Source organism: Acidisoma sp., from assembly GCF_035492295.1.
Taxonomy (GTDB): Bacteria; Pseudomonadota; Alphaproteobacteria; order Acetobacterales; family Acetobacteraceae; genus Acidisoma.
This window is the reverse complement of record NZ_DATJJK010000272.1, coordinates 1-23607: the sequence shown is the minus strand read 5'-3', so window position 1 is coordinate 23607 and position 23607 is coordinate 1. Positions and strand designations below refer to the sequence as shown.

Annotated in this window: 25 protein-coding genes; 8 read left to right on the top strand and 17 right to left on the bottom strand. The window is 65.8% G+C overall.

Going from position 1 to position 23607, the window contains the following annotated elements:
- The first annotated feature begins 4 nt into the window (after positions 1 to 4).
- The gene (locus VL752_RS20225; protein ID WP_325358091.1) at positions 5 to 1045 is read left to right on the top strand and encodes an ABC transporter permease; all 1041 of its coding nucleotides are present in this window, start codon (positions 5 to 7) and stop codon (positions 1043 to 1045) included.
- Positions 1042 to 2676 (top strand): ABC transporter ATP-binding protein, encoded by a 1635-nt coding sequence (locus tag VL752_RS20220; protein ID WP_325358089.1) that lies wholly within the window; start codon positions 1042 to 1044, stop codon positions 2674 to 2676. The genes VL752_RS20225 and VL752_RS20220 overlap by 4 nt, the downstream gene beginning before the upstream one ends.
- Before the next feature lie 22 nt (positions 2677 to 2698).
- On the opposite strand, the gene VL752_RS20215 is transcribed toward VL752_RS20220, so the two are convergent.
- The 3 genes from VL752_RS20215 to VL752_RS20205 form a co-directional block, all read right to left on the bottom strand.
- Positions 2699 to 2974, bottom strand: a complete 276-nt coding sequence (locus VL752_RS20215; protein WP_325358087.1) for a BrnA antitoxin family protein — start codon at positions 2972 to 2974, stop codon at positions 2699 to 2701.
- On the bottom strand, positions 2952 to 3239 hold the full coding sequence (locus VL752_RS20210; RefSeq protein ID WP_325358085.1) for a BrnT family toxin: 288 nt from the start codon (positions 3237 to 3239) through the stop codon (positions 2952 to 2954). The genes VL752_RS20215 and VL752_RS20210 overlap by 23 nt, the downstream gene beginning before the upstream one ends.
- A 198-nt stretch (positions 3240 to 3437) precedes the next feature.
- Complete coding sequence (locus tag VL752_RS20205) at positions 3438 to 5342, bottom strand: potassium transporter Kup (protein ID WP_325358083.1); 1905 nt, start codon at positions 5340 to 5342, stop codon at positions 3438 to 3440.
- A gap of 410 nt (positions 5343 to 5752) precedes the next feature.
- On the opposite strand from VL752_RS20205, the gene rpsF reads away from it, so the two are divergent.
- From rpsF to VL752_RS20185, 4 genes are all read left to right on the top strand, one after another.
- Positions 5753 to 6229 carry a 30S ribosomal protein S6 gene (gene rpsF / locus VL752_RS20200; protein ID WP_325358081.1) on the top strand — a complete coding sequence of 159 codons (477 nt, stop codon included), beginning with the start codon at positions 5753 to 5755 and terminating at the stop codon, positions 6227 to 6229.
- A gap of 2 nt (positions 6230 to 6231) precedes the next feature.
- Complete coding sequence (gene rpsR, locus VL752_RS20195; RefSeq protein WP_325358079.1) at positions 6232 to 6507, top strand: 30S ribosomal protein S18; 276 nt, start codon at positions 6232 to 6234, stop codon at positions 6505 to 6507.
- 12 nt (positions 6508 to 6519) lie between these two features.
- Positions 6520 to 7092, top strand: a complete 573-nt coding sequence (gene rplI, locus VL752_RS20190) for a 50S ribosomal protein L9 (protein WP_325358077.1) — start codon at positions 6520 to 6522, stop codon at positions 7090 to 7092.
- Between the two features lie 196 nt (positions 7093 to 7288).
- Positions 7289 to 8599, top strand: a complete 1311-nt coding sequence (locus VL752_RS20185; RefSeq protein ID WP_325358075.1) for a cyclopropane-fatty-acyl-phospholipid synthase family protein — start codon at positions 7289 to 7291, stop codon at positions 8597 to 8599.
- Between the two features lie 28 nt (positions 8600 to 8627).
- On the opposite strand, the gene VL752_RS20180 is transcribed toward VL752_RS20185, so the two are convergent.
- From VL752_RS20180 to VL752_RS20140, 9 genes are all read right to left on the bottom strand, one after another.
- Positions 8628 to 9062, bottom strand: coding sequence for a secondary thiamine-phosphate synthase enzyme YjbQ (locus VL752_RS20180; protein WP_325358073.1), 435 nt, complete (start codon positions 9060 to 9062; stop codon positions 8628 to 8630).
- A gap of 4 nt (positions 9063 to 9066) precedes the next feature.
- The gene (locus tag VL752_RS20175; protein ID WP_325358071.1) at positions 9067 to 10092 is read right to left on the bottom strand and encodes an aldo/keto reductase; all 1026 of its coding nucleotides are present in this window, start codon (positions 10090 to 10092) and stop codon (positions 9067 to 9069) included.
- A gap of 29 nt (positions 10093 to 10121) precedes the next feature.
- Positions 10122 to 10889 carry an SDR family NAD(P)-dependent oxidoreductase gene (locus VL752_RS20170; protein WP_325358069.1) on the bottom strand — a complete coding sequence of 256 codons (768 nt, stop codon included), beginning with the start codon at positions 10887 to 10889 and terminating at the stop codon, positions 10122 to 10124.
- Between the two features lie 16 nt (positions 10890 to 10905).
- A complete protein-coding gene (locus tag VL752_RS20165) occupies positions 10906 to 11472 on the bottom strand; it encodes a DUF3035 domain-containing protein (protein ID WP_325358067.1) in 567 nt (188 codons plus the stop codon).
- Between the two features lie 16 nt (positions 11473 to 11488).
- On the bottom strand, positions 11489 to 11998 hold the full coding sequence (gene lspA / locus VL752_RS20160) for a signal peptidase II (RefSeq protein WP_325358065.1): 510 nt from the start codon (positions 11996 to 11998) through the stop codon (positions 11489 to 11491).
- Positions 11999 to 12007: 9 nt separating this feature from the next.
- A complete protein-coding gene (ileS, locus tag VL752_RS20155; protein WP_325358063.1) occupies positions 12008 to 14848 on the bottom strand; it encodes an isoleucine--tRNA ligase in 2841 nt (946 codons plus the stop codon).
- 37 nt (positions 14849 to 14885) lie between these two features.
- Entirely contained in the window at positions 14886 to 15422 is a 537-nt protein-coding gene (locus VL752_RS20150) for a Fur family transcriptional regulator (RefSeq protein WP_325358061.1), read from the bottom strand.
- A 56-nt stretch (positions 15423 to 15478) separates the two neighbouring features.
- The gene (locus VL752_RS20145) at positions 15479 to 16198 is read right to left on the bottom strand and encodes a hypothetical protein (RefSeq protein WP_325358059.1); all 720 of its coding nucleotides are present in this window, start codon (positions 16196 to 16198) and stop codon (positions 15479 to 15481) included.
- Between the two features lie 387 nt (positions 16199 to 16585).
- Positions 16586 to 17695, bottom strand: a complete 1110-nt coding sequence (locus tag VL752_RS20140) for an Mrp/NBP35 family ATP-binding protein (protein WP_325358057.1) — start codon at positions 17693 to 17695, stop codon at positions 16586 to 16588.
- Between the two features lie 162 nt (positions 17696 to 17857).
- Here VL752_RS20140 and VL752_RS20135 point away from each other — a divergent pair, with 162 nt between their 5' ends.
- Entirely contained in the window at positions 17858 to 19375 is a 1518-nt protein-coding gene (locus tag VL752_RS20135) for a Do family serine endopeptidase (protein ID WP_325358055.1), read from the top strand.
- A gap of 6 nt (positions 19376 to 19381) precedes the next feature.
- On the opposite strand, the gene VL752_RS20130 is transcribed toward VL752_RS20135, so the two are convergent.
- On the bottom strand, positions 19382 to 19942 hold the full coding sequence (locus VL752_RS20130; protein WP_325358053.1) for an HNH endonuclease: 561 nt from the start codon (positions 19940 to 19942) through the stop codon (positions 19382 to 19384).
- A 249-nt stretch (positions 19943 to 20191) separates the two neighbouring features.
- Positions 20192 to 20863 (bottom strand): alpha/beta hydrolase, encoded by a 672-nt coding sequence (locus VL752_RS20125; protein WP_325358051.1) that lies wholly within the window; start codon positions 20861 to 20863, stop codon positions 20192 to 20194.
- 41 nt (positions 20864 to 20904) lie between these two features.
- Here VL752_RS20125 and gluQRS point away from each other — a divergent pair, with 41 nt between their 5' ends.
- Positions 20905 to 21789, top strand: coding sequence for a tRNA glutamyl-Q(34) synthetase GluQRS (gluQRS, locus tag VL752_RS20120; RefSeq protein WP_325358049.1), 885 nt, complete (start codon positions 20905 to 20907; stop codon positions 21787 to 21789).
- Here gluQRS and VL752_RS20115 read toward each other — a convergent pair.
- The 3 genes from VL752_RS20115 to VL752_RS20105 all read right to left on the bottom strand — a co-directional run.
- On the bottom strand, positions 21786 to 22478 hold the full coding sequence (locus tag VL752_RS20115) for a TVP38/TMEM64 family protein (protein ID WP_325358047.1): 693 nt from the start codon (positions 22476 to 22478) through the stop codon (positions 21786 to 21788). The two genes, gluQRS and VL752_RS20115, sit on opposite strands and share 4 nt — an antisense overlap.
- On the bottom strand, positions 22475 to 23350 hold the full coding sequence (locus VL752_RS20110; RefSeq protein ID WP_325358045.1) for a glycosyltransferase family 2 protein: 876 nt from the start codon (positions 23348 to 23350) through the stop codon (positions 22475 to 22477). Before VL752_RS20110 ends, VL752_RS20115 begins: the two co-directional genes overlap by 4 nt.
- Before the next feature lie 120 nt (positions 23351 to 23470).
- On the bottom strand, positions 23471 to 23607 hold a 137-nt coding region (locus VL752_RS20105), incomplete at its 5' end, for a putative PEP-binding protein (protein WP_325358105.1).

Here is a 23607-nt window from a genome sequence, read left to right as displayed (position 1 = left end):
GGCGATGGCGCGCGTCCTTCTCTCCCCCCTCAACCGCCGCCGGCTCGCGGCGTTCCGCGCCAATCGCCGGGGTTTCTATGCCTTCTGGATCTTCGTCGTCCTCTTCGCCGTCAGCCTCTGTGCCAATGTGGTGGCGAACGACCGGCCGCTGCTGATCCGCTTTGACGGCCATTTCCTTTGCCCGGTGCTGCACGACTACAGCGAGGATCGCTTCGGTCCGGACTTCATGCCGACGGAGGCGGATTATTCCGATCCCGCCGTGCAGGCGGCGATCCGCGCCCATGGCTGGATGATCTGGCCGATCATTCCCTTCAGCTACGATACGACGGTGGACAATCTCGGCCGGGCCGCGCCTTCGCCGCCGTCCTGGCGTAATTGGCTTGGCACCGACGATCAGGCGCGAGACGTGCTGGCCCGCGTCATCTATGGCTTTCGCATCTCCGTGCTCTTCGGCTTCACGCTGACTGCGCTCGCCTCCATCATCGGCATCCTGGCCGGCGCCGTGCAGGGCTACTACGGCGGGCTGACTGACCTTCTGTTTCAGCGCTTCATCGAGATCTGGTCCGGCCTGCCGGACCTCTTCATGCTCATCATCCTCTCCTCGATCATCGCGCCCTCCTTCTGGGTGCTGCTGCTGTTTCTGCTGCTCTTCAACTGGATCAACCTGACAGGCGTGGTACGCGCCGAATTCCTGCGCGGCCGGACGCTGGATTACGTGCGGGCGGCAAAGGCACTGGGCGTCGGGGATTTCGCCGTCATGCGGCGCCACATCCTGCCCAACGCCATGGTCGCGACGTTGACCTTCCTGCCCTTCACCCTCTCAGGGTCCGTCACGATCCTCGCGAGCCTCGATTTTCTGGGCTTTGGTCTGCCGCCGGGCTCGCCCTCGCTCGGCGAGCTCGTCTCCCAGGGGCGGGACAATCTCCAAGCGCCTTGGCTTGGCATCACGGCCTTCATTGTGCTCGGGGGGCTTCTCATCCTCCTCATTTTCGTGGGTGAAGCGGTACGGGATGCCTTCAACCCCAGAAAGACAGGATTCCGATGAGCCTGGTCGTCGTCGAGGATCTCTCCGTCTCCTTCGGAGACCGCGCCGTGGTGCAGAGCGTGTCCTTCACCGTGGCCGCCGGGGAGACGCTGGCGCTGGTTGGCGAGAGCGGATCCGGCAAGTCGTTGACTGCGCTGTCCCTGCTGCGTCTGCTGCCGCCGGGGGCGACCGTCTCGGCCAAGCGGATCGCGATCGGCGGGGAGGAAATATCCTCCATGCCGGAAGCCGGTCTCCGCCATATTCGGGGCGGCAAGGTTGGCATGGTCTTCCAGGAGCCGATGACCAGCCTCAACCCGCTGCACCGTATCGGGCGGCAGGTCGCCGAAGCCGTGCGCCTTCATACCAAGGCGGGGCTGAGCCGGGAGGCGCTCAGGCGGCGCACCGTGACCTTGCTGGAACAAGCGGGTTTCGCGGATGCCGAGCACCGGCTGGACGCCTTCCCCCACCAGCTTTCAGGGGGACAGCGCCAGCGCGTGATGATCGCGATCGCACTGGCGAATGACCCGGCCCTGCTGATCGCGGACGAGCCGACGACCGCGCTCGACGTCACCATAGAGGCGCAGATCCTGGCCTTGCTGGACGCTCAGAGGGCGGCGCGGGGCCTCGGGCTGCTGCTCATCACCCATGATCTCGGCATCGTCAGCCAGCACGCGGATCGTGTTGCGGTCATGAAGGCAGGGCGGATTGTCGAGACCGGGACAGTCGCCGAGATCTTCGCGCGCCCCCAGCATCCCTATACCCGCATGCTGCTGGCCTCCGAGCCGAAGGGTGGTCCGGCCCCGGTACCGGCAGGGGCGAAGCCGATCATCGCGGCCGAGAATATCGGCGTGCATTTCACGATCCGCCGCGGCGTCATGCGCCGTTCGGTGGGGGCGGTCGCGGCGGTGGATGGCGTCTCCCTCACCGTGCAGGCGGGCGAGACCGTGGGTTTGGTGGGCGAGAGCGGTTCCGGCAAGACCACGACTGGCTTTGCCATGCTGGGGCTGGAACAGGCCTCCGGCCGGATCATGTTTGAGGGGCAGAACATTGCCGATCTGCCGGAGCGGCGCCGCCGCGCGCTGCGGGCGGACATGCAGATCGTGTTTCAGGACCCTTACGGCAGCCTCTCCCCGCGCATGACGGTCGCGGAAATCGTCTCCGAAGGGCTGAAAGTGCACTTCCCGAAACTCTCCCGTGCCGAGAGGCAGGGGCGCGTCGCCGCCGTGCTGGAGGAGGTGGGGCTGCCGCAGACGGCACTCGAACGCTATCCGCACGAATTCTCGGGCGGGCAGCGCCAGCGCATCTCCATTGCCCGCGCCATGGTGCTGGAGCCGCGCTTCGTGGTTCTGGACGAGCCGACCAGCGCGCTCGACCGGTCGGTGCAGACTCAGATCGTGGATCTGCTGCGGCGGCTGCAGGCGGATCACGGCCTCGCCTATCTTTTCATCAGCCACGATCTCAGGATCGTCCGGGCGCTGGCGCACCGCATCATTGTGCTGCGGCGCGGGCGCGTGGTGGAGGAGGGCCCCGCCGAGCGAATCTTCGCCGATCCGCAACAGGACTATACCCGCGCCCTGATCGCCGCTGCCTTCGAGGGGCGGGCGATCGAGACCGATTTCGAGGAACCGGAAGGACCTTTGCTGGTGGATTGACGGACGACGCCCCGGTCAGCCTTCAGCCGCCCTCAGCCTCTTCCATCTTTTCTCGCAGCAACTTGTTGATCTCGGTCTGGTACCGGTCGCTGCGGCCCTTCAGCCAGTCCAGCACATCGGCATCGATGCGAATACTGATGGCCTCTTTCCGGGGCTTGTAGAAGCGGCGCGCGGATTGCCAGTTTTCCGTCGGCGCCTCCGGGATGGCCTCGGTATCGGGATGCCCAGTGAGAGCTCGGAGTTGTGCCCGCTGTTCTTCCGTCAGGCCGGGGCGCTCAGTCGAAGGACCCTTCTTCATAGCGCTTCCTTTCATGAGGCGTCGCCTCACGCAATCCGATCACCCTGACCCAATCATCAACTTTCGGATCAGGGTAGGTATGAACGACCAAAATCAAATACCCTCCGACCTCGCCGAAGGTATGCCAGCGATCCTCGCCATTCTCATGACGATCATAGACCGTGACCGCCAGGGGATCGGTAAACACCAATGCGGCGAACGAAAAATCCAGCCCGTGCTTGCGCTTATTCGTGCTCTCTTTCTCAGGATCGCTCTCGATACGCATATCTGAATCCAACTGCGGTGACCGTGAACTCATTGCTGCTTTCTTGCATTTGTCCCCCCAGTTGAGATCCTCCGTCTTTGAGACTCAAAGTCTCTAAGCGAGTACGTATTTACAATAGCGTATATACAATTGAGTGGCGATGAAAGAGGCGTCAGCGAGTCGCGCGCTGAATTGCGACGATCCTCGAGACGCTTCGCCTCAGATCGCGATGCGCACGCCGAGCTCGACCACGCGGTCGCTCGGGATGCGGAAGAACTCCGTCGCCGGCACGGCATTGCGGGACAGCACGAGGAAGAGCCAGAGCCGCCAGAAGGGCAGCTTTGGCACCAGGGCGGGGACGATGACCTCGCGGCCGAGGAAATAGCTCGTCTGCATGGGGTCGAAGGGCACGCCCTGGTTGCGCAGTTCCTCGAGCGCGCGGGGAATGTTGGGGCTTTCCTGGAAGCCGTATTTCACCGTCACCCGATTGATCTGGGGCGCCAGTTCCTCGACCTCGAGGCGGTCGTGGTCGGCCACCATCGGCACGTCCGCCGTCTGCACCGTGACCAGGAAGACCCGCTCGTGCAGCACCTTGTTGTGCTTGAGGTTGTGGAGCAGGGCATTGGGCACATAGGCGCCATTGCCGGTGAGGAACACCGCCGTGCCCGGCACGCGGATGATGCGTGAGGAAGGCAGGCGCGCCAGGAAGGAGTTGAGCGGCAGGCTGTCTTGTTTCCAGCGCTGGAGCATGAGCTCCCGCCCGCGCTTCCAGGAGGTCATGACCGCCATGAGGAAGAGGCCGACCGCGATCGGCACCCAACCTCCATCCGGAACCTTGAGCAGGTTCGAGGTAAAAAAGGTGATGTCGAGAAGGAAAAAGACCCCGAAGACCCCCAGCACCGCGCTGCGGGACCATTTGAACTGCCGGCGATAGACCAGGGCGGCAAGGATCGTGGTGCAGGTGAAGGTGCCGGTCACCGCTACGCCATAGGCACTGGCAAGTGCCGCGCTGCTGCGGAAGGACAGGACCAGGATCAGCACGCCGACCAGCAGCATGGTGTTGATCTGAGGCAGGTAGATCTGCCCCTCCTCGGTCTCGCTCGTATGCCGCACGATCATGCGCGGGATGAAGCCGAGCTGCACGCACTGCCGGGCTACGGAGAAAGCGCCCGAGATCATCGCCTGGCTCGCGATCACGGTGGCCGCCGTCGCCAGAAAGACCATGGGCAGACGTGCCCAGTCCGGGCAGAGCAGGAAGAAGGGATTATGCAGGGTGCCCGGATCGCGCAGGATCAGCGCGCCCTGGCCGAAATAGTTGAGCGCCAGGCAGGGCAGCACGAAGAAGGTCCAGGCCCGCTGGATGGGCTTGCGCCCGAAATGACCCATATCAGCGTAGAGTGCTTCCGCGCCCGTCACCGCAAGCACGACTGAGCCCAGCGTGATGAAGGTGACGAAGCCGTGGTTGATCGCGAAGATCACCACGTAGACTGGCAGTATCGCGCGCAATACCGAGGGATTGTGCAGGATCTCGACGAGGCCGAGCACGCCGATCGAGAGAAACCACAGCGCCATGATCGGGCCGAAGATGCGGCCGATGGTCGTGGTGCCGCGATACTGGAAGGCGAAGAGCAGGCCGATCACCAGAACCGATAGGGGCAGCACCGCCGGCCCGAGCAGCGGTGAGGTCACTTCCAGCCCTTCGATCGCCGACAGCACGGAGATCGCCGGGGTGATCATGCCGTCGCCGAAGAAAAGGCAAGCGCCGATGATGGCGATAAGCATGACCCCGGTCGCCACCTTGGGCCGGCGGCACACGCGCTGGGCCAGCACCATCATCGTCAGGATGCCGCCCTCCCCGTTGTTGTCCGCCCTCATCACGAAGGTCACGTATTTGATGGTGACCGTGATGATGAGCGCCCAGAAGATCATGGAGAGCGTGCCGAGCACGGTCGTCTGCGTCATTGCGGCGGGGCCGAAGAACTGCAGGCAGGTCGAGAGCGCGTAGAGCGGGCTCGTGCCGATGTCGCCATAGACCACGCCCAGCACGCCGAGAATGAGTGCCGGCGTGACTATGTTGCGCACCGGGTGCGTGGCGTCAGCGGTGGTCGTTGTCGAAATGGTCATGGGATCGCGATTCTGGAGGCGGACGCCGGTACCCGGCGTGGGGCTTGGGGCGAGCCGGCAGCGTCGCGGGAAGCGGATACGGCGAAAGCTTCGTCCATCGGCATCCCAATGCTCGGCGGTTTCCGGGAGTTTTCAGGCCCGGTCGGCCAGGGCGGGTTGGTCTCTCTTCGGCACGTCTGCGGGAGCCTTACGCCGGGATCACGGCCGAGCGCAAGCATGACCGTATTGCGGCTGCGAAAGGACTTTTTTGACAGAAAAGGCTTGCAGAGCAGCTCTGCCTTGCGGAAATCGACAATTTCTGCGCTTTTGCGCCCGCCCTGCCGGGGTGAAGGCATCGCCCCGGCTGTGCCTGTCCGCGCCCGGAGTCCCGGGACCGCGGCTTCCAGGCCGATACATCCGGAGGGACCATCATGCCTCTATATGAATGCGTCGTGATAGGGCGCAGCGAAATAACCCAGCAGCAGGTGGACACCCTGGCTGACGGGATCGTGGCGCAGATCGAGGCCGAAGGTGCCCAGGTTCGCAAGCGCGAATATTGGGGCCTGCGCAGCCTTGCCTATCGCATCAAGAAGAACCGCAAGGGCCACTACGTGCTGCTCGGCATTGAGATCGAGCCGGCGGCCCTGACCGAGATGGAACGCCAGCTGCGTCTGAACGAAGACGTGCTGCGCTTCATGACCATCCGCGTCGACGAGATCGACGAGGCGCCGTCTGCCGTGCTCGCCCGCAAGTCCGACGATCGTGGCTTCCGCGGTCCGAAGCCGGCCGGCCGCTTCGACAGCGGCCGTCGCCGCTACGACGATCGCGAAGAGTTCCGTGCCCGCGAGGAATATCGTGGCCCGCGGGATGATGATGAGGACCGCGGTCGCGGTCAGGAGGAGGTCTGACCATGTCCGACACGACCGAAGTCAATCCGGCGGCCCGCCGCGCGGCCGTGGGCGCCCGTCGCCCCTTCTACCGCCGCAAGAAGTCCTGCCCCTTCTCCGGCCCGAATGCGCCGAAGATCGACTACAAGGACGTCCGCCTGCTGTCCCGCTTCCTGAGCGAGCGCGGCAAGATCGTGCCGTCCCGCATCACGGCGGTCTCCGCCCGCAAGCAGCGCGAGCTCGCCCGGGCCATCAAGCGCGCCCGCTTCCTGGCGCTGCTGCCCTACGTTCTGCAGTAAGGGAGAGCGATCATGGCAGCCATTGAAGTCATCCTGCTCCAGCGCGTTCCCAAGCTGGGCCAGATGGGCGACCGCGTGCGCGTGAAGCCGGGCTATGCCCGCAACTTCCTGCTCCCGCAGAAGAAGGCTCTGCGCGCGACCAAGGAAAACTCGGCGCGCTTCGCCGAGGAGCGCATTCACCTCGAGGCACAGAACCTGAAGCGCCGCGAGGAGGCCGAGCGTGTGGCCGAGCGGGTGCACGGCCTGACCGTGACCCTGATCCGTCAGGCGGGCGATTCCGGCAGCCTCTACGGCTCCGTCTCCAGCCGCGACATAGCGGACGGTGCGACCGAGGGCGGCCTTGCCGTCGACCGCAACCAGGTCGAGCTCGATCACCCGATCAAGACGCTGGGCGTGCGCCAGGTGCGCGTCGTTCTGCATCCCGAAGTTGTGATCAAGGTGACCGTCAACATCGCCCGCTCCGTCGAAGAGGCTGAAAAGCAGATTCGTGGCGAGGCTGTCGGCCGCGCGGCCGAAGAGGAGAACGACGTCGCTGCCGATATCTTCGGCACCGAGGAAGAGGACGCGGCGGCTCCGGCCGCCTGATCTCCCCGGGCACGATTATTTTTCGGCAAAAAAGGCCGGCAGGTGAACCCTGCCGGCTTTTTTTGTCCTCATGCGCCTGTGATTGGATTGCCACACCCCTTGCTTGCATGCAACGCGCGGGCGCATTATCCGAATGGTAATGTATGCAGCGGGCCAGGCTTCCGCCCGGCCGGTGTCGTGAGACGAGAGATTGCCAATGCGACAGATCCTTGATCGCCTTCTGAAACGCATGATCCGGAAGGGCGGCTTGACCGTGATCTGGCCGAACGGCGAGAAAACGAGCTATGGCCCTGATGCCGGAGGCGGAAGCACCCTCAAGGTCACGGACGAGAAAGCCATCCGCGCCATCGTCCTCAATCCGGGCCTTGCCTTCGGTGAAGGCTACATGGACGGAACGCTGGTTCCGGTGGATTGCTCAATCTACCAGGTGCTCGAGACGCTGCTCTCCAACCTCCAGGCGGCGGGCACGGGTGCGGTGCCGATGATGAAGGTGCGCATGGTCTTCGGCACCATGATCCGTCGTGCCCGCCAGCTTAACAGCGCCGTGCGCTCGCGCCGCAACGTCGCCCACCACTACGATCTCAATGGCCGCCTCTATAGCCTCTTCCTCGACCGCGACCGCCAGTATTCCTGCGCCTATTTCCCGCGCGGGGACGAGACGCTCGAGGAAGCGCAGCTGGCCAAGAAGCACCACATCGCGGCCAAGCTGAAGCTGGACCGGCCGGGGCTTTCGGTGCTTGACATCGGCTGCGGCTGGGGGGGCATGGCGCTGACGCTGGCGCGGGACTACGGCGCCCGCGTCACCGGCATCACGCTCTCCACCGAGCAACTGGCCGAGGCCCGCGCCCGCGCCGAAGCCGAGGGACTCTCGGATCGTGTGAAATTCGAGCTGCTCGATTACCGCGCCCTGCAGGAGCGGTTCGACCGCATCGTCTCGGTCGGCATGTTCGAGCATGTGGGCATCAACCACTACGGCACGTTTTTTGATGTGGTGAAGCGCAGCCTCAAGGAAGACGGTGTCGCCCTCATCCACACCATCGGCCGGACGGACGGGCCGGGCACCACCAATGCCTGGATCGAAAAATACATCTTCCCCGGCGGCTATTCTCCGGCGCTGTCGGAAATGATGCTGCCGATCGAGCGCTCGGGCCTGATCGCGACCGACATCGAGGTGTTGCGGCTGCATTACGCCGAGACCCTGCGCCATTGGCGGCGTCGTTTCGCCGCCAATCGCGACGCGATCCAGACCCTTTATGACGAGCGTTTCTGCCGCATGTTCGAGTTCTATCTGGCGGGCTCCGAACTCGCCTTCCGCTACCAGGAGCATGTGAATTTCCAGGTGCAGCTGACGCGCGTACAGACGGCCGCCCCCTTGGCGCGGGACTATATCAGCGAGACAGAGCATCGGATGATGAGCAAGGTGCCGGCCGCCGCCAAGGCGGAGGCCTTCGTGCCGGTTGCCGCCACCGCCGAGCCGGTCTCCGCTGGGGTCAGCGTCTCGGCCTGAGAGGGGCAGTGACCCCTGAGGTCAGGGCTCACTCCCCCATAAGATGCAGCACGACCTCGCGCCGGTGCGGGCGGCTGCGATGCTCGAAGAGAAAAATCCCCTGCCAGGTGCCGAGGGCGAGGCGGCCCTCCACGACCGGAACCGTGAGCTGCGGCCCGGTCAGCAGCGTGCGGATATGGGAGGGCATGTCGTCCGGCCCTTCCAGGGAATGGATATAGCGCTGGCCACCCGCCTGGCCGCGATCCTCCGGCACCAACCGCTCGAAGGCTTCGGCGATATCCTCCAGCACCTCCGGGCTCGCATTCTCGGTCACCGCGAGCGAGGCGGAGGTATGGGCGCACCAGAGGGTTAGCAGCCCCGTTTCCATGCTTTGGGCATCCACCCAGGCGCAGACGGCCCGGGTGAATTCCGTGAGTCCCTTGCCGCGCGTAGAGATCGCGAGGCGGTGGGTCGCCTGTCGCACCCGATCAGACCGGTGCAGGGTTGCGTTCGGTGAAGCCGCGCTGGTGCCAATAGGGATAGGCCAGGGTAACCGTGCTGGCCTCGTCGAGCGTGGCCACCTGCTCGGGCGTCAGGTTCCAGCCGACGGCGCCGAGATTTTGCTTCAGCTGCTCCTCATTGCGGGCGCCGACAATGATATTGGCAACCGTCGGGCGCTGCAGAAGCCAGTTGAGGGCGATTTGTGGAATGGTCTTCCCCGTCTCCTTGGCTATCGCGTCCATCGCTTCGACCACCCGATACACCTGCTCGTCCGGCACCGGCGGACCCATGTCCGCCGTCTTGTGCAGCCTCGAACTCTCGGGCAGTGGCTGGCCGCGACGGATTTTTCCGGTCAGCCTACCCCAGCCGAGCGGGCTCCAGACCACGGCGCCGACCCCCTGGTCGAGACCCAGCGGCATCAGCTCCCATTCGTAGTCCCGGCCGATCAGCGAGTAATAGGCCTGGTGCGCCACATAGCGCGGCAGGTTGTATCGCTCGGCCGCCGCCAGCGATTTCATGAGATGCCAGCCGGAGAAATTGGAGCAGCCGACGTAGCGGATTTTGCCGGCGCGGACGAGGTCGTCCAGCGTGGACAAGGTTTCCTCGACCGGCGTGATCGCGTCGAAGCCGTGTAGCTGAAAGAGATCGATGTAATCGGTGCCGAGGCGCTTGAGCGCGGCCTCGACCGAGCGAGTGAGATGGATGCGGGAGGAGCCGACGTCGTTCGCGCCCTCTCCGGCCCGGAAGGTCGCCTTGGTGGAAATGAGCACCTTGTCGCGCCGGCCCTTCAGCGCCGCGCCAAGGACCTCCTCTGCCGCTCCGCCGGAATAGACATCGGCACTGTCGAACATATTGAGGCCTGCATCGAGGCAGATGTCGATCAGCCGGCTGGCTTCCGCGACATCCGTCGAGCCCCAGGCCTGGAAGAATTCACCGCGGCCGCCGAATGTGCCGGTGCCGAAGCTCAGCACCGGGACCATCAGCCCGGAGCGTCCAAGACGTCGCTGTTCCATGCAAGCCTTCTCCTGAAAAGGAAGGGAGGCTAGCGCCAGCCTCCGTCCACGATGAAATCTTGAGCCGTGACGAGCGCGCTGTCATCCGCCGCCAGCCACAGAACCATGCGGGCGACGTCGGCCGGATGAAGGCGATCGGGGATGCACTGCCCCGCCGCGCGCTTGGCATCGGCTTCGGGTGTCATCCACAGATTGAGCTGACGCTCTGTCATGATCCAGCCCGGATAGACGGTGTTCGCCCGGATGTGATGCGGCCCGAGATCGCGCGCGAGAGCCCGGGTAAGGCCGATGACGGCGGATTTGGCGGCGGTATAGGCGGGCATGCCGCCTTGGCCGAGCAGGAAGCTGTTGGAACTCATATTGACGATCGAGCCCCCGCCGGCGGCGATCATATCGTCCTTCACCGCCTGGGCGCAGAAGAACTGATGGCGAAGATTGGTCGCCATCCGTTCGTCCCAGTAGTCCGGCGTGATCTCGTCGATGGCGTGGCGGTCGTCCCGCGCCGCATTGTTGACGAGCGCGGTGAAGCCGCCGCCGAGCGCATCCCTGAGTTCGGCAATGGCGGCGCGGACGGCGGGAATATCGCGAAGATCGACGCGGCGGAATTCGACCGCGGCGCCTTCGGGCTGGCGGGCGATGAGGGCTGCCGCCGCCGTCGCGTCGAGGTCGAGGAAGCCGACATGGGCGCCCTGATCGAGAAAATGCTCGACGATGCCGGCGCCGATGCCGGAGGCGCCACCGGTAACAAGCACGCGCCGGCCGACGAGGCTCGGATAGCGAGCGAACTGTCCGCTCATCGGGACGATCCTTGTATCAGAAGATGCTGTCGAGCCAGTTGCCGAGCGGGCCGTGGTCCTTCGGCTTCACAATGGGCGTGTTGCCATTGGCCGGGCTCTCACCCAGCGCTGCATTCTTTTGCAGGCGCTGGCTTTCCTCCTTGGCGTTCACGATCGCGGGCTTGGCGACCGCGGTGCCAAAGGGGTTCATGCGGTTGCTGAGGGAGCGGCTGTTCTGGTCCTTTTCCCCGAGCGCATTGACCTCCTGGCGGATGCTGGCCGGTGCGGGCGGGCCGGCCTTTGCCAGGAAGTTCTGGTCGCCCGCGGTCGACGGCGCGCCGTTCGGCAGCGAGGCGGCGCCGAGCATCGCACTCTCCGCCTGCTGCGAGACCGCGACGTCCTGCGGGCGCACGGCGCCCGGCGTCGGCGCCGGAAGAACCTGTGCCGCCTGGTTGAGATCCGGCGGCATCGCAAGCTGCGGCTGCGTCGTGACCTTGAACTCGTCCGGCGGATCGCGCTGCAGGCCGAGCGTCTGCATCGTGCCGCTTGAGCATCCGGCGAGCATCAGGGGCGCCAGAAGCAGCGTCCACCGCATCGTCATCATCCTAGGCATCCGCCCCTCAGCCGCGATTTTTCGCCCGGGCACCGGTCGTTTCCGACCGTCCGGGTAGCAGGTTATCGATGACCAGCGCGGCCACGCCGCAAACGATCGCCGCGTCGGCCACGTTGAAGACATACCACGAATAGCCGAAGGCATGCGCCTGGATGAAATCGACCACGGCGCCGTAATGCAGCCTGTCGGCGACATTGCCAAGGGCCCCACCGGCGATCGCGCCGACAGGAACGGCGATCGCGAGCCGATTGCTGCGCAGAACCCAGATGCCGAGCACCACGACTACGGCCACCGCGAAGATCGCAAGTCCCAGATGGGCGAGGGTGGAATTGCCCGTGAGCAGCCCGAAGGTGACGCCGCGGTTCCAGACCATGGTGAAGTTCAGCACTGGAAGGATCACCAACTGCCCGATGTCCGGGAGATTGAGACCGTGCAGAATCCACCATTTGCTGGCCTGGTCCGCCACGAAGACCAGGATCGCGGCGAGAAGCCCTGTGAGTGCGATGCCTTTGCGCATAGGGCGCGCTCAGCCCGCGGGTTGGCAGGTGAGGCCGGACGCGACCGCAGCGGCGGCCACCGCATCCGCGCAGCGCAGGCAAAGCTTCGTTTCCGAATCCACTTCCGGCAGCACCCGCCAGCAGCGGGCGCATTTTTCACCGGCAGCGAGGGTCGCTTCCGCCGCGATCGCGTCCCCTGCCGTGAGGTGCACGGCAGAGACGATCAGCGCATCGGCCCAGTCCGCGGCCGAAAGTAGCCGGTCTTCGCCGTCGGGGAAGGCAAGCGTCACTTCGGCCTGCAGTGAGGCGCCGATCTGGCCGTCCTGGCGCATGGCTTCGAGCTTGGTCGTGCCAAGCCGGCGGATGTCGCGCACCCGCGCCCATTTCTCGGCGAGCGCCTCATCCCGCCATTCGGCCGGCAGGACCGGGAAGAGCTGCGTATGGACGCTGGTCTCCGGACCGAATCGGGTTTGCCAGGCTTCTTCCGCCGTGAAGACAAGGACCGGGGCGAGCCAGGTGGTGAGGCAGCGGTGCAACTGGTCCAGCACCGTGCGGGCCGCGCGGCGGCGCAGACTGTCCGGCCGGTCGCAATAGAGCGCGTCCTTGCGGATGTCGAAGTAATAGGCCGAGAGGTCGGTCGCGCAGAAATGGTGGATGGCGGGATAAACGCCGGTCCAGTCGTGGTTCTCGACGGCTGCCCGCAGCGTGGTATCGAGCTCCGTCAGCCGGTGCAGAACCCAGCGCTCCAGCTCCGGCAGCTCCGCTACGGGCAGAATTTCGCTTTCGGAAAAACCGTCAAGGCTGCCGAGCAACCAGCGCAGCGTGTTGCGCAGTCGGCGATAGAGTTCGCCCTGCTGCTTGAGGATTTCCGGCCCGATGCTGAGATCGTCCCGCGCATCCGAGGACATGACCCAAAGCCGGAGAATGTCCGCGCCGTATTTCTCGATGACATCCTGCGGCTCGACACCGTTGCCGAGCGACTTGGACATCTTGCGGCCCTGCTCGTCTACCAGGAAGCCATGCGTCAGCACCGCCTTGAAGGGGGCGCGGCCACGGGTGCCGACGGCTTCGAGGAGCGAGGAATGGAACCAGCCGCGATGCTGGTCCGAGCCTTCGAGGTACAGATCGGCCGGCCAGGGCAGGCCACGGGCTTCCAGCACGAAGGCATGAGTGGAGCCGCTTTCGAACCAGACATCGATGATGTCGCGCACCTGCTCGTACTGGGTCGCATCATAGTCATTGCCGAGGAAGTCGGATGCGGGCCGCGCGTACCAGGCGTCGGCGCCCTCGGTTTTGAAATAGTCGACGATGCGGGCCATCACCGCGGGGTCGCGCAGCGGCTCGCCGGTGCGGCGGTCAACGAAGATCGCAATCGGGACCCCCCAGGCGCGCTGGCGGCTGACGCACCAGTCGGGGCGGGCAGCGACCATGCTGGCGATGCGGTTGCGGCCCTGTTCGGGAATGAACTTTGTCTCCGCAATCGCCTGCAGCGCCTTGCCGCGAATGTTCTCCGGCCCGTCCATGCGAATGAACCATTGGGGCGTCGCGCGGTAGATGACCGGCGCCTTGGAGCGCCAGGAATGCGGGTAGGAATGGACCAGAACGTTCCGGTGCAGCAGCCCGCCGGCATCCTCCAGCGCGCGGCAGACGGGCTCTGCCGCCTTGAAGACATGGATGCCGGCGAAGAGCGGTACCCATTCGTTGTAGGTGCCGTCGTCACCCACCGTATCGGGGACTTCCAGCCCATGGGCACGGCCGAGGATGAAGTCATCCTCGCCATGCGTCGGCGCGGTATGGACAAAGCCGGTGCCAGCCTCGGTCGTCACGTATTCCGCCGGCAGCAGAGGCACGTCGTAGTCATAGCCTTGGCCGCGTAGTGGATGCGCGGTGACGGTGCCAGCCAGATCCTCGCCTTTGAAGCGGCCGATCAGCGCGTGGCCGGTGATGCCGGTTTCCTTGAGGAAGGCCCCCAGCAGGGCTTCGGCGACCATGAGGCGCTCGCCGGTTTTTGCCCGCGCCCCCTCGGCGGCTTCCGTCACTTCGAGAAGCAGGTAGTCGATCTCGGGACCGTAGGCGATGGCGCGGTTGCCCGGCATGGTCCAAGGCGTCGTCGTCCAGATGATGATGGAACTGCCGGCGATCTCGGCCGGGCCGCCGGATAGGACCGGGAAGCGCACCCAGATGGTGACACTCTTGTGGTCGTGGTATTCGATCTCGGCCTCTGCCAGCGCCGTCTTCTCGACCGGGCTCCACATCACCGGGCGAAGCCCGCGATAGAGCGCGCCGTTCATCAGGAAGCGGCCAATCTCCGCCGCAATCGCGGCTTCGGAGGTGAAGTCCATCGTCGCGTAGCGGGCCGCCCAATCGCCCATGATGCCGAGGCGCTTGAACTCGTCGGCCTGGATGCCGAGCCACTTCTCGGCATAGGCACGGCATTCGGCGCGGAACTGCAGGACCGGGATCTCGTCCTTGTTGCGGCCGGCCTTCCGGTGGCCCTCCTCGACTTTCCATTCAATCGGCAGGCCATGGCAGTCCCAGCCCGGGATGAAGTGCGCGTCGAAACCGGCCATCTGATGGGCCCGGTTGATCGCATCTTTCAGGACCTTGTTGAGCGCATGGCCGAGATGAAGATTGCCATTGGCATAGGGCGGCCCGTCATGCAGCACGAAAGGCGCTTTCCCCTTCGATTCCGCGCGTACACGCTCCCAAAGCGCCGTCTTCTCCCAGGTTGCCAGCATAGCTGGCTCGCGCTTCGGCAGGTCGCCCTTCATCGGAAAGGGCGTGCGCGGCAGGAAGACCGTCTTCCGGTAGTCGGGCGCCGCGTCCTTGGCTGCAGAGGCGGCGTCGCCTTGTGTCACAGTGTCGTTCATGGCGGTCGGTATGGCCGAATTTAGGGTTGAAGGCGAATCAGGATAGAGCGGGCGCGGTCTGATTTTCAGCTGTGGCTGCTGCGCAGTCCGCGCAGATGCCCTCGATCTCGACGGTCGCCGCGGTGGGGCGGAAGCCGGCCGCGGCGGCGGCTTCCTCGATTGCGCCGCGAATGCGCCCGTCGGTGATTTCGAAGGCGCGGCGGCAATTGGTGCAGATAAGAAACTGGATCGCCTCGATGCCGTGATGGCGGTGGTCGTGCCCCTCACCCTCGTGCCCGTGGCTTCCCAGCAGATGCGCGCAGCCGATGAAGGCCGAGAGCCGCTCGATGCGATGGACAAGCCCGTGCGCCGTCAGAAAATCGAGGGCGCGGTAGACGGTCGGGGGGGCAGCCGGCTTGCCGTCGAGGCGGAGGCGGTCAAGCAGATCATAGGCGCCGGAGGGGCGGGGGCTTTCCAGGATCAGGCCGAGGATCTGCCGGCGCTGCTCCGTCAGCTTCTGCCCACGGCTGCGGCAGTGCGCGGCCGCCTGATCCAGCAGCGTTTCGGTGTCCGACGTGAAAGCGAGCGCGACCATGTGGCTTGTTTCAGCGGTCTTCGCAGGGGCCGTCAACCGCCGGTAGCTGGTAATCGTCAGCGTGTCTTGCGCTTGCGGTTCGTGGTCGCGTTGCGCTGGGCGCGGAAGCTCGGCAGCCACCATTCAACCGGCTGGTCTTCCGCGTATTCGGCAGGCGTCTCCTCGGCGGCCCTCTGCTCGGGCTCGGCCTCGAGCAGGCTCTCGGCGGATTTACGCCGGGCCGCGCGGCGCGGCTTCGGGGCCGCAGGCTCGCCGAACAGATCTGCGGCCGGCCGGGATGCGGCTGCTGCGGCTGTCGCCGCTTCCAGCTCGGTGATCCGACGCTCAGCAATCGCCAGGGCCAGGGCGGTTTCCGCCGCGCGGGTCTCCGCCTTGGCGCGTGCTTCCTGCTCGGCCGCCCGCCGGGCGTCGATCTGGTCGCTGGCCGCCCGTTCGTCCCGCAGCTTTTCCTCGCAGGCGATTTCCAGATGCGCGAGCTTGGTCTTGAGGGACTGGATGGAGAGGGTGGCTTCGTCCAGCGCGCGGTCGGCGCGGCTGCGGGCAGCCTTTTCCTCGCGCAATTCGGCGGTCAAGGCCGCAAACCGGCCTTCGCCGCCGGTCTCGCCGTCGCGGCCGCGGCTGAGCATAACGACGGGCACATCGCCGTCCTGGGCGAAGCGTCGTCTGGGGCGCGCGGTTTCGTGGGAACTCGGTGGTGGTGGCGCGGTATGGCCCGCCCCGCTTTTGCTCTGTCCGTTACTTCCTGGACGCGTATCGAGACCGAGGGCGAGCCGCATCCGGGCTTCTGCCGCGTCGATGGCCTCGGACGGCTGATCAAGATTAATCTTTGGGGATCGCATTATTACTCTGTCGATCTATGAAACGAGGGGACGAGAAGAGGCGCGTTTAGCACGACTGCGTTACAGAACCGTAATGCGCTGCGCGAGTTCATCGATTCGTCGATACATTACTTGTCGCGAAATCGCGCGGATTGCAAGAGCGACGTTCGGAAATTTATGCGACGTCCATCGCATTAGCGGAGAAGTTTGCGGCTGCGGGGGGTGGCAACCCCCCGGCCGTCGCCGCTCCCGACCTGAAAAGTTCTCAAAAGATGTTGTATCAGACAGGATCATTCGGTCTCGATGTATCGAGTCGGCGGTCCAAGTAAAAGCCGTAATGAAATCTTAAGCGGGGTCCTTGCCCCCCGCCACAAGACGCTGGGCGAGGCCAGCGGCGATTGCCGCAAAGGCACGGCCGGCCTCGCTTTCCGGCGCGGCCGCGACCACCGGCGTGCCGGCATCGGACAAGGCGCGGATTTCGGGCAGGAGCGGAATTTCCCCGAGGAACGCCTGGCCGAGCTTCGCAGCCTCGGCCCGGGCGCCGCCATGGCCGAAGATTTCGGAGCGGTGGCCGCAATTCGGGCAGCAGAAATAGCTCATGTTCTCGATCACCCCGAGGACCGGGATCTCGACCTTCTCGAACATCTTCACCGCCCGCCTTGCGTCGATGAGGGCGATGTCCTGCGGCGTTGAGACAACGACCGCGCCGGTCACCTTCACCCGCTGGGAGAGGGTGAGCTGGATGTCCCCGGTACCGGGCGGCAGGTCGACCACCAGAATGTCGAGCATTCCCCATTCGACCTGACCCAAAAACTGTTGCACGGCACCCATGATCATGGGGCCGCGCCAGATGACGGCGCTATCCTCCTCGACGAGAAATCCCATGGACATGGTGGAGACTCCCCAGGCCTGGACGGGGATGAGCCGATCCCCCCGCACCTCAGGCCGGCGGTTTTCGCCCAGCATGCGCGGCAGGCTGGGGCCGTAGATATCGGCATCCATCAGCCCGACGCGAAGCCCACTGCGGGCCAGCGCCACGGCGAGATTGACCGAGACGGTTGATTTGCCGACGCCACCCTTGCCCGATGCGACCGCGATGACTTGGCCGACACCGGGCAACGGCTGGGGGCGTGGCGCGGGCGGCCGTGGCGCGGCCGGTCGCCCGGCTGGCGCGGCGGTCGTCGCTGCGGGGGCGGCGCGATGGGCTGTCAGCACCACGGTCGCGTTGGTGACGCCGGGCAGGCGGGCGATCGCCGCCTCGACCGCGCGCCGGGCCTGCTCGAGCGCAGGTGCCCTCTCGCGCGCGACGGCGAGCGATACCTGCACCAGCCCGCCCCGGACCAGCACGCCTTCGATATCGGCACCCCCCAGTATCTCGCCTTGCGCATCCTCCGACTGGAAATTCGCCAGCAGGCGGCGTACGGCCGTGGCAATCGCGTCGTCTTTTTCGGGCATCTCTGTCATTCCCGCGGTTGGGGGCTTGGTGCTGGCGGGCCGCAGGGCGAAGGATGGCGGCGCCCCATGGTGCCCCCCTCGTCGCGCTTGTGGTCACGCGCTCGCACGCGCACAATCCCTCCTCAGACGGTCAATGTCCATCGGATGAGCTCACGATCCCCCATGCGCGTTCTTTTGCTTGCCTCTGCCATGACGATCCTCTGCGCCGCCCCGGCCGCGATGGCCCATGACGTGCCACAGGGATTCGCCGATCTTGCGGCGGGACTGCTGCCCTCCGTCGTCAATGTGGCAAGTACCCAGCCGGCCTCGGCGTCGAGCGGCGATCAGACGGATGGGGACCAGTCCGGTGGCGGTGAGCCCGGCCGCGACAGCCTGCCGCCCGGCAAAGGTGCGAGCGCCGCTGAAGCCGCCCCGCCTGACGGTGCGGCGCCCCCCATCGACAAGAGCTTCGAGCAATTCCTGCACAGCGCCGAGGGGCCGGGCAGCCCGGACGTGACCAGCGGCGGCGATCAGATGCAGAGCCTGGGATCAGGCTTCATCATCGATTCCTCTGGGCTGATCGTTACGAACAATCATGTGATCGACGGCGCGCGCAGCATGAGCGTGATCCTGTCGGACGGCACGTCGCTGCCGGCAACCCTGGTCGGCCGGGACACGCAGGATGATATCGCGCTTCTCCGCGTCCATCCGCCCCATCCGCTGCAGGCAGTGCATTTCGGCTCTTCCCGCAAGGCCCGCATCGGTGACTGGGTACTTGCGATCGGCAATCCCTACGGCCTGGGCGGCACGGTCACGGCGGGCATCATCTCGGCCCGCGGGCGTGATTTGCAGGAGGATGGATCAACCGATTACATCCAGACGGATGCGGCCATCAATCGCGGCAATTCCGGTGGCCCGCTGTTCGACATGCAGGGCGTGGTGATCGGCATCAATACCGCGATCTATTCGCCCTCGGGCGGCTCGGTCGGTATCGGCTTCGCCATTCCCTCGGACGAGGTGGCCGCCGTGGTGCAGCAGCTTCGCCGTTATGGCAAGCCACGCCGGGGCTGGATCGGCGTGCAGGTCATGGGTGTCACGCCCGATATCGCCACCGCCCTCAAGTTGCCCGAGACCGCGGGCGTTGTCGTCGCGACAGTCGCCCCCGGCAGTCCCGCGGCGGCGGCGCATCTGGCACCTGGAGACGTGATCCTCGACTTCGATGGTCATTCCGTGGGCAGCATGAAGATGCTGCCGCGCCTCGTGCAGGAAAGCCCGGTGGGAGAGACGGTCGCCGTCAATCTTTGGCGGAACGGCAAGGCCGCGGAGGCGGATTTGCGGGTAGCCGACGAGCCGGCGGCGCCCGCGCCCACGACCGCCGCACCCAAGAAGCCAGCCGAGCCCGAGCCGGTCGCGGCCCTCGGCCTAACCCTCTCGGACGTGACCCCGGCCTTGCGCAGCAAGTTCAGCCTTGCCAGCGGGACGGCGGGCGTCGTCATCACCGCGGTCGCACCCGGCAGCGCCGCCGCGCGGCAGGGTCTTTCCCCGGGCGACGTCATTCTGCAGATGGATGGCACGGCGGTCTCGCATGTGCAGGAGGTGACGGGCCAGATCGCGGCCTCCCGCCATGACCGGCGCGGCGAAATTCTGATGCTCGTGCAAGGGGCGGACGCGACCCAGTGGGTGAGCCTCGCGACCGGCTGAGCCGGATCAGGCTTCCAGGTCGGAATCCCAGTAGAGGAAGTCGAGCCAAGTCTTGTGCAGGTTTTCCCGCGTCGCGTGGCGTTTCGCGTAATCGTCTATCTGATGGGGCGACGGTTCGTAGGGTTCGCGCAGCAGGCGTAGCCCGCTTTCACGCAGCGACTTGCTGCCCTTGAAGAGATTGTCCCGCTGGCAGCAGGTGACGACGTTGTGCCAGACGGTGGTGCCGCCGCGGCAGCGCGGGATCACATGGTCGAAGGTGAGTTCCTTAGCCGAGAGACCGTCGCCGCAATATTGGCAGCGGAATCCGTCGCGCAGGAAGACATGGTAACGGGTGAAGGCCACATGCTTGCGCTTGTGATAGCGCTTGAGGGCGACGACGGAGGGGATGGGGAAGGATTGGCTGGCCGAGTGAACCTCGACCTCGTAATTGATGACCGGGCTGACCCGGTCCTGCAGCACCGCGACCAGGGCGTCTTGCCAAGGCCAGACGGAAAGAGGACCCCAACTGAGCGGCTGCATGTCCGCGTTCAGCACAAGGGTTTGGAGACCTGCGGACTGTTGGCTCACCGGATGACCCTCGTCCACGGACTTCGGGGTCGCTCCGGGATAATCCCCCGGAGCCGGGGCATGGTCGGGCAGTAAGCCATAGCCAATCGCCGCTCCTTCCCGGAGCAACCAGATATCGGTAGGAAAAGCCGGGGAGCTCAACCAGATCTGGTGCGCCGCTGAATTCCTACTGGGACTATTGCAAAGCCTGCCGGGCTCGGCAAGCGCGACCGCCATTCTGTCATAGGGGATTCATGAGGCGCCGGGGTTTCATTCCGCCGCGAAGACCCTGGCGAGCCTCTGCGCGCCGGCGGCGAGTCCCACCGCATCAATGCCATGACCGAGCTCGGGTTCGATCAGAAGCTCGACCGGGACGGACAGATCACGTAGCTGCGCTTCAGCCATGCGCGAGAATTCGGCAGGCACGACCTCGTCCCGCGCGCCATGAACGAGCAGCACCGGCGCCCGATTGGCGATCTCCTCCGCGAGCCGCTCAGGGTCCAGCAGGATGCCGGAGTAAGCGAGGATGGCGCGCGGTGGCGTCTGGCGCCGCAGCCCGACGAAAAGGGACATCATGGCGCCTTGGCTGAAGCCCACGAGGGCATAGCTCCCGGACGGAACGGCATGTTCGGCAAGGCTTTCGTCGATGAAGCGATCGAGCGCTGGGCCACCGCGGCGAACACCGGCCTCCATCGCTTCAGGGCGCCAATCGCCCAGGCTGAACCATTGCCGCGCATGGACGCCCTCCTCGGGCGAAACGAGGTCGCAGGCTTCCGGCGCGTCGGGGGCGAGGAACAATGCATGCGGCAGGGCCGCGGCCAGGGTGGGGGCGATGGGAATAAGGTCGGTGCCGTTGGCACCCAGACCATGGGCGATGATCACGAGTTGGCGCGGCGCCCCTCCCGCGACCGGTCCGAAGCGCCGTGCATTGAGATGAGCCATGCCGTCCTCCCGTGTCCGTCAACGAGCCCTGATGCTACAGCATGCAGGCCGTGACCCCGAATCCACCCCTGCCGGCCCAGCTGGTGACGCGTTTCGCGCCGAGCCCCACCGGCTATCTGCATCTCGGCCACGCCTTCGCGGCGTGGCGGGCCTGGAGGCGGGCGCGTGCCGATGGCGGGCGTTTTCTGCTGCGTATCGAGAATATCGATGCGACCCGCGCCCGCCCGGAATACGAGGCGGCAATCCTTGAAGATATGCGTTGGCTGGGTCTCGACTGGGATGGCCCGGTGCGCCGGCAACAGGCCCATCTGGCTGACTATGCCCTGGTGCTCGAGGATTTGCGGGCGCGAGAACTGCTCTATCCTTGCTTTTGCACCCGGGCGGATATCGCGCGGGAGGTGGCGGCGTCAGGCCAGGCACCGCACGGGCCGGATGGGCCTGTCTATCCCGGCACCTGCGCCACTCTGTCGCCACGGATCGCCGCGGCCCGTATCGAGGCCGGCCAAGCGCATTGCTGGCGGTTGCGCACGGCACGTGCGGCCGCTCTCGTGGGACCGCTCGATTATGAGGAGGAGGGGCAGGGCCGTGTCACCTGCGATCCCGGCGCGCATGGCGATGTCGTGCTCGCCCGCAAGGATTGCCCCGGCAGCTATCATCTTTGCGTCTGCCATGATGATGCGCTTCAGGGCGTGACTCTGGTGATGCGGGGTGAGGAACTGAGGCCGGCGACCGACATTCACCGCCTTATCCAGAGCCTGATGGGTTGGCCCCAGCCTGTCTACGCCCACCATCGTCTGCTTACGGATGAGCGGGGCCAGAAACTGTCGAAGCGGGATGGCGCGCTGTCGCTCAAGACCCTGCGCGAGGCAGGAATAACCCCGGCCGAGGCTTTTCGCCGCGCCGGGGTCGATCTCGCGCAGCTTTAAACCGGCTGCGGCGCGGTCTTCCAGCGCCGCATGAGGAGCAGGCCGAGGCCGGCGGAGAGCACGAAGAGCGCGATGCCAAGGCCAATCTGCGTCCCGTGGGAGACCTGCACGCCGCTGCCGAGGAGGGCGAAAACCAGGGTCTGCGGCACATAGCCGATGGCCGAGGCGAGCAGGAAGGAAGAGGCGCTGACCGAGGAAAGCCCGGCCAGCAGGTTGAGCACGACATTGTTGCCGACCGGCAGCAGGCGCAGCGTCAGTGACGTGGTGAAGGGATGGGCGCTCAGCCGGGCGTCGAGCTTTGCCAGCCGCGCCCCAAGCCGCGCGCGCACCCAGTCCCGGGCGACGGCGCGGGCCCAGAAGAAATCGGCCAGGCACCCGAGGATCTGCGCGAGCATGGCGAGTGCCAGCCCGACCTTGAGGCCGAAGGCATAGCCGCCGGCGAAGGCCACCGCTTGGCGCGGCAGACCGGCGGCGGTCAGCAGCGCGCCACCCAGGACGAGGACGATCTCCCCCTCGAAGCCATGGCCCATCACGTATTCCGCAAAGACGCCGCCCTTGACCCCGCCTGCCAGTGTTTTGAGTACGACACCGGCGAGGATCAGGCCGAGGGCGAGGCCCAGCGGTTTGACGAACAGCCGCCACGGCTCCTGTGGTCGGCGAAAGCCGCTATCTGACGAGAGTGCGCTCACGGGCTGAGGCCCCCGGGCTGCCCGACCGTGCCGATCCGGCTATCGAGCACGGCAGCGTCGGCGGAGCGGCGCTCGATGGCGGAGATCGGCGGCTCGATGATCGGCCCGTCGATCACCGGGCCGCGCCAGCGGCGCTGCAGCCAATACATGCCGATCAGATCGACGAGACCGACCTTGAGGCGCTGCCAGTTGTTGTAGTTCGACTGGCCTTCCAGCCGCGGCCGATGGTTCACGGCCACCGAAATGACGCGGCCACCCTGGCGGATGAAGAGCGCAGGCAGGAAGCGGTGCATATGGTCGAAATGCGGAATCTCGAGGAAGGCATCGCGGCGAAACACCTTCAGGCCGCAACCGGTGTCGGGCGTCGCGTCCCGCAGCACGGAAGCGCGCACCTTGTTCGCGATGCGCGAACCATAGCGCTTGGCCGAGGTATCGCGCCGCTTCTGGCGCCAACCGGCGATGAGAATGGGCGTGGCCCCGCCGCTGCGTTCCTCGGCCTGGGCGCGGGCCAGCATGTCCGGAATGCTGGCGGGATCGTTCTGACCGTCACCGTCGAGCGTTGCGATCCAGGTGCCGCGCGCATGCTTGACGCCGGTGATGACGCCGGCGCTCTGGCCGCAACTTGTCTTGTGGCGGATAATGCGGAGCGGCGCGCCTTCGGCCAGCGCCTGGCGCAGGCGCTGCGGCGTCTCGTCGGTGCTGCCGTCGTCGACATAGACGATTTCATACGGGATGCCGATGAGGGCGGCCCGGATCTCACCGATTAACGGCAGAATGTTCGGAGCCTCGTTGCGCACGGGTACGACGACCGAAATCAACGGATGGGCGCCGTGTTGCGACGACGGAGAACCCTGGGACAGCGCCTCGCTCATGAGCGGCTCCTTGCGAATGCTCCGAAGATCGGATGGGTAGCCGCATTTGGCTACCCACTTCTTCGATCACACTAGCAAGCGCCCGAGAAATGGTCAGAAAATGGCCGTCTTCGCCATCATTCAGGCAGTGCCGCCCCCTCCGGCACCAATCGCGGATTGCGCGGCCGCGAGACGGGCGACCGGCACGCGATAGGGCGAGCAGGAGACGTAATCCAGCCCCGCCTGCTGGCAGAAGGCGATCGAGGCCGGATCGCCGC